4 protein-coding genes are annotated in these 6,627 nt (G+C 67.4%); all 4 read right to left on the bottom strand.

Annotated elements, in window-relative coordinates; genetic code table 11:
• On the bottom strand, positions 1–2,232 hold a 2,232-nt coding region (locus OP498_RS11920), incomplete at its 3' end, for a retention module-containing protein (RefSeq protein ID WP_280553668.1).
• Between the two features lie 167 nt (positions 2,233–2,399).
• Positions 2,400–3,005, bottom strand: coding sequence for a response regulator transcription factor (locus OP498_RS11915; RefSeq protein WP_280550462.1), 606 nt, complete (start codon positions 3,003–3,005; stop codon positions 2,400–2,402).
• The gene (locus tag OP498_RS11910; protein ID WP_280553667.1) at positions 3,005–4,432 is read right to left on the bottom strand and encodes an HlyD family type I secretion periplasmic adaptor subunit; all 1,428 of its coding nucleotides are present in this window, start codon (positions 4,430–4,432) and stop codon (positions 3,005–3,007) included. The genes OP498_RS11915 and OP498_RS11910 overlap by 1 nt, the downstream gene beginning before the upstream one ends.
• Positions 4,432–6,603: a type I secretion system permease/ATPase gene (locus OP498_RS11905; protein WP_280553666.1), complete on the bottom strand. Its 2,172-nt coding sequence runs from the start codon at positions 6,601–6,603 to the stop codon at positions 4,432–4,434. The genes OP498_RS11910 and OP498_RS11905 overlap by 1 nt, the downstream gene beginning before the upstream one ends.
• Positions 6,604–6,627 lie beyond the last annotated feature (24 nt).

The raw sequence follows: 6,627 nt of genomic DNA, 5'->3' as shown, positions 1-6,627 counted from the left end.
GGTGCTTACTGTCTGCGAGCCATCAAATGCCTGGACCTGGGCCAGCGTGAAGGTGGTCCCGCCGATCACCACGTTCTGGATGCCGTCACTGGCCGACACCGTGAAGCTGCCGGTGTCGGTCTCGCTGTCATTTGCGGCATCCGAGCCATCCGGTGACAGGCCGGCTTCATAGACGGTGCTGTCGGCTCCCTCGGCCGCTACCGTGACCTGGGCGCTGTCCTCGGCCCCGCTGATGCTGATGGTCAGGCTGGCCGGACTGGTATCACCGTCGGCATCGGCCATGGTGTAGCTCAGCGTCTCGCTGACGCTGTCACTGGCGCTCAGCGCCTGGACATCGGGATCGCTGTTGTCCAGCTCGAAACGGTAGTCGCCGTTTGCGTCCAGTGTCAGGGTGCCGTATTTGCCCAGCTCGGCCAGAGCGGCGCTGTTGTCGCCCCAGCCCACGAAGCTCGCCGGCGCATCGGCGCCCGAGGCGTCATTGGCCAGCACGTTGCCGCTGACGGTATCGGTCGCGCCATCCTCGACCAGCACAAGCGGGGTGTCGTTCGCGGCCTGCGGCACGTCATCGACGATGTCGATGGTCAGCGTGCCGCTGGCACTCGAGCCGCCGGTCCCGCTCACCGAGACCGCGACGCTGTCGCTCACCCGATCATTGCCCTGGACGCTGTGCGTCTGGCTCGCGTCGAGGGTGTATGCATAGCTGAGGGTCGCGCTCTGGTTACCCTCAGTGGTGCTGTAGCCGGTGATGACCAGCGAGCCTTCGCCGGTGTCGATCACCGAGGAGGGAGAGGCGCTGGTGAACGTCTGCAGCTCGGCCAGGGTGAAGGTGGTCCCCCCTACCGTGACGCTGGCGATGCCATCGGTGGCGGAGACGCCGAAGCTGCCGGTGTCGGTCTCGCTGTCATTTGCGGCATCCGAGCCATCCGGTGACAGGCCGGCTTCATAGACGGTGCTGTCGGCTCCCTCGGCCGCTACCGTGACCTGGGCGCTGTCCTCGGCCCCGCTGATGCTGATGGTCAGGCTGGCCGGACTGGTATCACCGTCGGCATCGGCCATGGTGTAGCTCAGCGTCTCGCTGACGCTGTCACTGGCGCTCAGCGCCTGGACATCGGGATCGCTGTTGTCCAGCTCGAAACGGTAGTCGCCGTTTGCGTCCAGTGTCAGGGTGCCGTATTTGCCCAGCTCGGCCAGAGCGGCGCTGTTGTCGCCCCAGCCCACGAAGCTCGCCGGCGCATCGGCGCCCGAGGCGTCATTGGTCAGCACGTTGCCGCTGACGACGTCAATCTCGCCGTCTTCCTGGAGGCTAGCCGTGTCATCTTGGGCCGTCGGGGCATCGTCGTTGATATCTATGGCGAGCGTGGCGGGCGCGGAGACATCGCCATCATCGTCGGTCACCCGCACGGCAAAGGTGTCGGCCAGCTGGTCGACCTCGCCGGTCTCGCCCTGCGCCGGGTGGTCGGCACTCTGGGTCAGGGTGTAGGACCAGCTCCCGTCGGTATTCACTGTCAGGATGCCGTAGGCGCCGGTCACCTGGGTGCCGTCCGCGCCGATCCCGATCCAGTTGCCGGCGGCATCCTGCACCTCGATCAGCGCCAGCAGGTCGGTGCCGGTGTCGATCTGGAACGTGCCCGACGTCGTCAGGGAGCCACCGCCGCTGCCGTCCGGCAGGGCCGACTCCCAGACCATGTCGCCATCGCCGTCGAGGTCGATGGTGTCGACGGTCGGGAAGGAGTCCGGCTCATCCGGCGCCAGTTCCTCGATGGCTTGCCCTTCGACATCGGGAATCGCGCCGAGGGACGCCAGGCCGTACTCGTAGGAAAGCGGATTGACGTTCTCGGTGATCCGCGCAAGACGCACGAAGTCGTGCCCGCCGCCTTCACCGCCGGCGCCCCCGGCACCGGCCGCGGTGGCAGCGAGGTCTTCGAGAATATCCCCCTCGCCTTCATCGAGGGCCGTGAGCAGAGCCTCGAGATCGGCATCCTGGACGCTGGCATCCTCTGCAGCCACCGGCTGTTCGGTATCGAGGTCGGGAGTCATGACGACCTCCTGCCCCCCGTCGATCACGGTGGGGTCAAGGCCGTCCCCGAAGTCAAGTTGCACCCGGCCATTGTCCGAGGTGACGAGCGTCTCGCCTTCCTGAAGGGTGTCACCCACCCGCAGTTCGCGAAGATTGCCGGCCTCGTCGCGTGCCCAGGCCTGGCCGCTGATGGAGATGATGGTTGCGATGGTCATGAGATGACTCCCTGCGTACGAAACGCGTGTGATGCCGCCCACGGAAGGACGGTTTATATCATTAGGCTAGGCCAGGTGCCGGGGGAGGAATATTGTACTCTTGGGCAGGGACGGGCCCTGCCTTTGACATGCGTCAAGCCAACGGCATGGTCAGGAGCCGCGGAGTCTCACACGGCTTCCCGCTGGGCAAATCGAAGGATCAGCTGCAGCCGGTCGCGCACGCCGAGCTTGCGAAAGATGGCGCCGAGGTGCGCCTTGACGGTCCGTTCTGAGATCTCGAGCCGGCGTGCGACCTCCTTGTTGCTCTGCCCCTCCGCCACGGCCAGCGCTACGGCCCTTTCGCGATGGGTCAGCACAGAGAGGGCCTCATCCTGCTGATGCGACTCACCCCCCAGGGCCCGGTAGGCGCCGCCCATCACCTGGGCCAACAGCTCGGGCAGGACCCAGATCCCCTGGTGGCTAGTCACCAGTTCCATCTGCCGCAGCAACTCGGGTGGCGACAGGGCATGGGCATAGCCCCGGGCGCCAGCGTTCAGTGCCTGAAGGGCCTCCAGCGAGCTGGGCGCATAGCTTAGTACGTTGACGATAGCTCCGCGGCCGACGAGCAGAGTAACCAAGCCCAGCCACCCCTCGAGGTTGCTCATGATCCACACGCCGTCGCCGCGCCCAGCCTGGGCGCGCGCCTGCTGTGGAATGACCAGGCGTGCCTCGCCGAAGGCTGCGCGCCAGCGCGGGTTCTCGTCAGGCCCGTGACAGACAAAGAGCTGTGCCATCATCGTTCTCCCATGGAATTGTCCCAGGCCCGCAGCACGGGTTTGAGCAGGTACTGCATCACGGTTCGCTTGCCCGTCATGATGTCCACCTGGGCGGTCATGCCCGGAATCACGTCCAGCCGTTGATGCGTCTGGGCGTCTTCTGCCGTGCGCACCCGCACCAGGTAGAAGGTGTTGCCTTCGTCGTCGGTGATGGTATCGGCACTGATGTGGTCGAGCTCGGCTTCGAGCCCACCGTAGATGGCGAAGTCGTAGGCGGTGAGTTTGATGGTCGCCGGCTGTCCGGGATGCAGGAAGGCGATGTCCTGCGGGGCGATGCGTGCCTCCACCAGCAGGGCATCGTCGGTGGGCACGATGTCGACCACCTCCTGCCCCGGCTGGACCACGCCGCCAAGGGTGGTGACATTCAGGCGCTGGATCACGCCCTCCACCGGCGAGCGGATCTCCGACAGCCGCACTCGATCCTGCAAGCCGGTGCTGGATTCATCGAGGGCCGCCAGCTCGCCCAACGTCCGCGAGAGCTCGCTGCGCCACTCGTTTCGCGCGTCCAGCTCCACCTCGCGAAGCTGGGCCTGGGCCTCCTCGATCGCCGACTGCAGGCGCTCCACCTGGGACGCGGCCTGGGCACGATCGCCGCTGGCCCGGGAGACCTCCCGCTGGAGCCTGAGCACCTCGACCTCGGAAACGGCGCCGGACTGCAGCAGCGGCCGGGTGAGGTTGAGCTCCTGACTGGCCATGGAAAGCTCCCTGGCGGCGGTGTCACGCCGAGACTGGGCCTCCTCGAGCTCGGCGCGCCGCTGGGAGAGGCGCTCCTGCAGGATGCTCTTCTCCTCGGCCAGCTTGTCGAGGCCGTTCTGGTAGAGCTCGCGCTCCTGGTCGACGATCTCGGGGGCCTTGTCGACCAGCTCGTCCGAGGGGCTGAACGGCGAACCAGTGGCCAGCGCGCGTAGCCGCTCGGCACGCGCCTGGAGGGACTGTGCCTTGGCCCGGTTCTCGCGGAAGTTGGAGACGAAGCGAGTGGGGTCGATGCGCATCAGCAGTTCCCCCGCCTCGACGCGTTGCCCCTCCTCGACCAGGATCTCCTGGACCACCCCGCCATCGAAGGACTGCACCCGCTGCAGCTGGCTGGAGGGGATCACCCGGCCCGTGCCGCGGGTCACCTCGTCGATGGAGGCGAAGCTGGCCCACACCAGCAGGGCGACAACCGCCAGCACCACCACGTAGAGGAAGCCGCGCGCGCGGATTGGGTCCTGCTGGAGGCGGGCCCAGTCGGCGTCGCTCGCCCAGTCGCGGCTCAGGTGTGCCGCGGTGACGCGCTTGGCAAAGAGCCGGTCGATGAAGGGCCGGAAGGGCCTGCCACCCGCCTCGGAGAAGCGGCCGATGGCCTCGAAGCCCTGCTGCTCGGCGGTCTTGTCCGGGGCTGCCATCAGCTGGCCCTCCCGATCTGGCCCTTGCGCAGGGCCTCCACCACCTTGTCCCGCGGCCCGTCGGCGACCACCTTGCCGGCATCGATGACCAGGATGCGATCGACCAGCGACAGCAACGAGGTGCGGTGGGTGACGACGATCAGGGTCTTGCCCTGGCCGTAGGCCTTGAGGTTGGCCTTGAAGGCCTCCTCGCTGGCATGGTCCATGGCGCTGGTGGGTTCGTCGAGCAGCAGGATGCGCGGGTCATGGACCAGCGCCCGGGCGATGGCCACGGACTGGCGCTGGCCGCCGGAGAGCATCTGGCCGCGCTCGCCTACCGGCAGGTCGACCCCCTGGGGATGCGCATTGACCAGGCTGTCGAGGCCGCTCAGCTTGATGGCGCGCAGCAGTGCCTCGTCATCGACCCCGTCGCTGCCACCACCGGCGATGATGTTGTCGCGCAACGAGCCGAAAAACAGGCTGACATCCTGAGGCACATAGCCGATATGGCGGCGCAGCTGCAGGGGATCGAACTGCCGAATGTCCACGTCGTCGATCATCACCGCCCCGGCGGTGGGCTGGTAGAGCCCCAGCAGCAGCTTGTTGAGGGTGGTCTTGCCGCAGCCCACGCGCCCCAGCAGGGCCACCCGCTCGCCCGGCTCGATGGTCACCGAGACGTCATGCAGTGCCTCGCGCTCCGCCTCGGGATAGCGCAGCGATACCTTGTCGAAACGGATCTCACCACGCACCACCGGGCGGTCGATGAACGTCTTGCCGTCGGGGCGTTCCACCGGCCGCTCCATCACCGCATTGAGCGACTGCAGGGCCGTGGAGGACTGGTGGTACTGCGCCAGCAGCGCCGCGGCCTGGCTGATCGGGGCCATGGCCCGCGACGACAGCAGGTAGGCGGCGATCAGCCCCCCCTGGGTCAGGTTGCCCTCGATGATCTGGTAGACCCCGATGATGATCACGCACACGGCGACACTGTGCTGGGCCCATAGCGCCACGCTGGACACCGAGGAGCTGACCAGGCGCAGCTGGGCAGAGGTGCGCGACAGGAAGGCCGAGGCCTTCTCCCAGGTCCCCTGGATGCGGCTCTCGGCCCGCAGCGTCTTGACCATCTCCAGGTTCGAGAGCGATTCGACCAGGGTAGCGTTGCGCTGGGCGCCTACTCGCCAGGTGGTCTCGGAGAGCTCATGGAGCTTGCCCTGGGCGGCCATGGCATAGAGCAGCACGAAGACGATACCCACCAGCACCGGGATGACCAGCGGCGGGCCGATCAGCGCGATGATCGCCGCGAACATCAGCACGAAGGGTAGGTCGACCAGGGCCACCACCGTGGCCGAGCCGATGAAGGCGCGTACCGACTCGAAGGACTGCAGGGTCGCCGCGAAGGAGCCGGTGGAAGCCGGTCGCGCCTCCATGCGCAGCCCCAGCACCCGGGCCATGATCGACGACGAGAGCTTGACGTCGGCACGACTCGCCGCCAGGTCGACGAAGGCATTGCGCATCAGTCGCAGCGCCAGGTCGAAGCAGAGCACGATGAAGATCCCCGCCGAGAGCACCCACAGCGTCTCAGTGGCGTGGTTGGGCACCACCCGGTCGTAGACGTTGAGCACGAACAGCGGCATCGCCACCGCGAAGAGGTTGATGACTACCGAGCCGGCGATGACGTCGCGATAGAGCTTGCGATTCTCGCGGATCACACCCCAGAACCAGTGGCGCGAACGCTGCCGGTTGACCTCGGGCCCGCGGACATCGAAGCGGAAGCGCGGCCGCACGTAGATGGCCTGGCCGCTGTAGCTCGCCTGCAGGCCATCCAGGCTCACCTCGGTCTCGGCATCCCCCAGCTCGGGAAATATCACCCGGGCGCGTCGCGCCTTGAGGTCGAGGGCCACCAGCACGCAGGCGCGTCCCGGCTCGAGCAGCAGCACGGCGGGGAACAGGGCGGGATTGAGCTGCACCAGGCGGCTCTGGATGATCCGGGCGGTGAGCCCGGCACGGGACGCGGCGCGGGCAAAGACACCCGGGGTCAGGCGCCCCTCCTCCAGGGGGAGGCCGGCGGTCAGCGACTCGGCCGTGACCGCATGGCCATGGACCTGCGCGATGGTCTGCAGGCACTCGAGCAGCTCGTCATGCACCGCCGACCGGGAGGGACCCGGGCCCGGGTCCAGATCTTCTTTCTGCGACACAACCACCTCGAGAATCGATACGCC

The organism is Halomonas sp. 25-S5 (assembly GCF_029889845.1).
Taxonomy (GTDB): domain Bacteria; phylum Pseudomonadota; class Gammaproteobacteria; order Pseudomonadales; family Halomonadaceae; genus Halomonas.
The sequence above is the reverse complement of the archived record's forward strand: the minus strand, read 5'-3'. Positions and strand labels throughout refer to the sequence as shown.

Excerpts from the sequence above, each read along its gene's own strand:
- OP498_RS11915 (WP_280550462.1), bottom strand. The coding sequence starts at position 3,005 with ATGGCACAGCTCTTTGTCTGTCACGGGCCTGACGAGAACCCGCGCTGG.
- OP498_RS11910 (WP_280553667.1), bottom strand. The coding sequence starts at position 4,432 with ATGGCAGCCCCGGACAAGACCGCCGAGCAGCAGGGCTTCGAGGCCATC.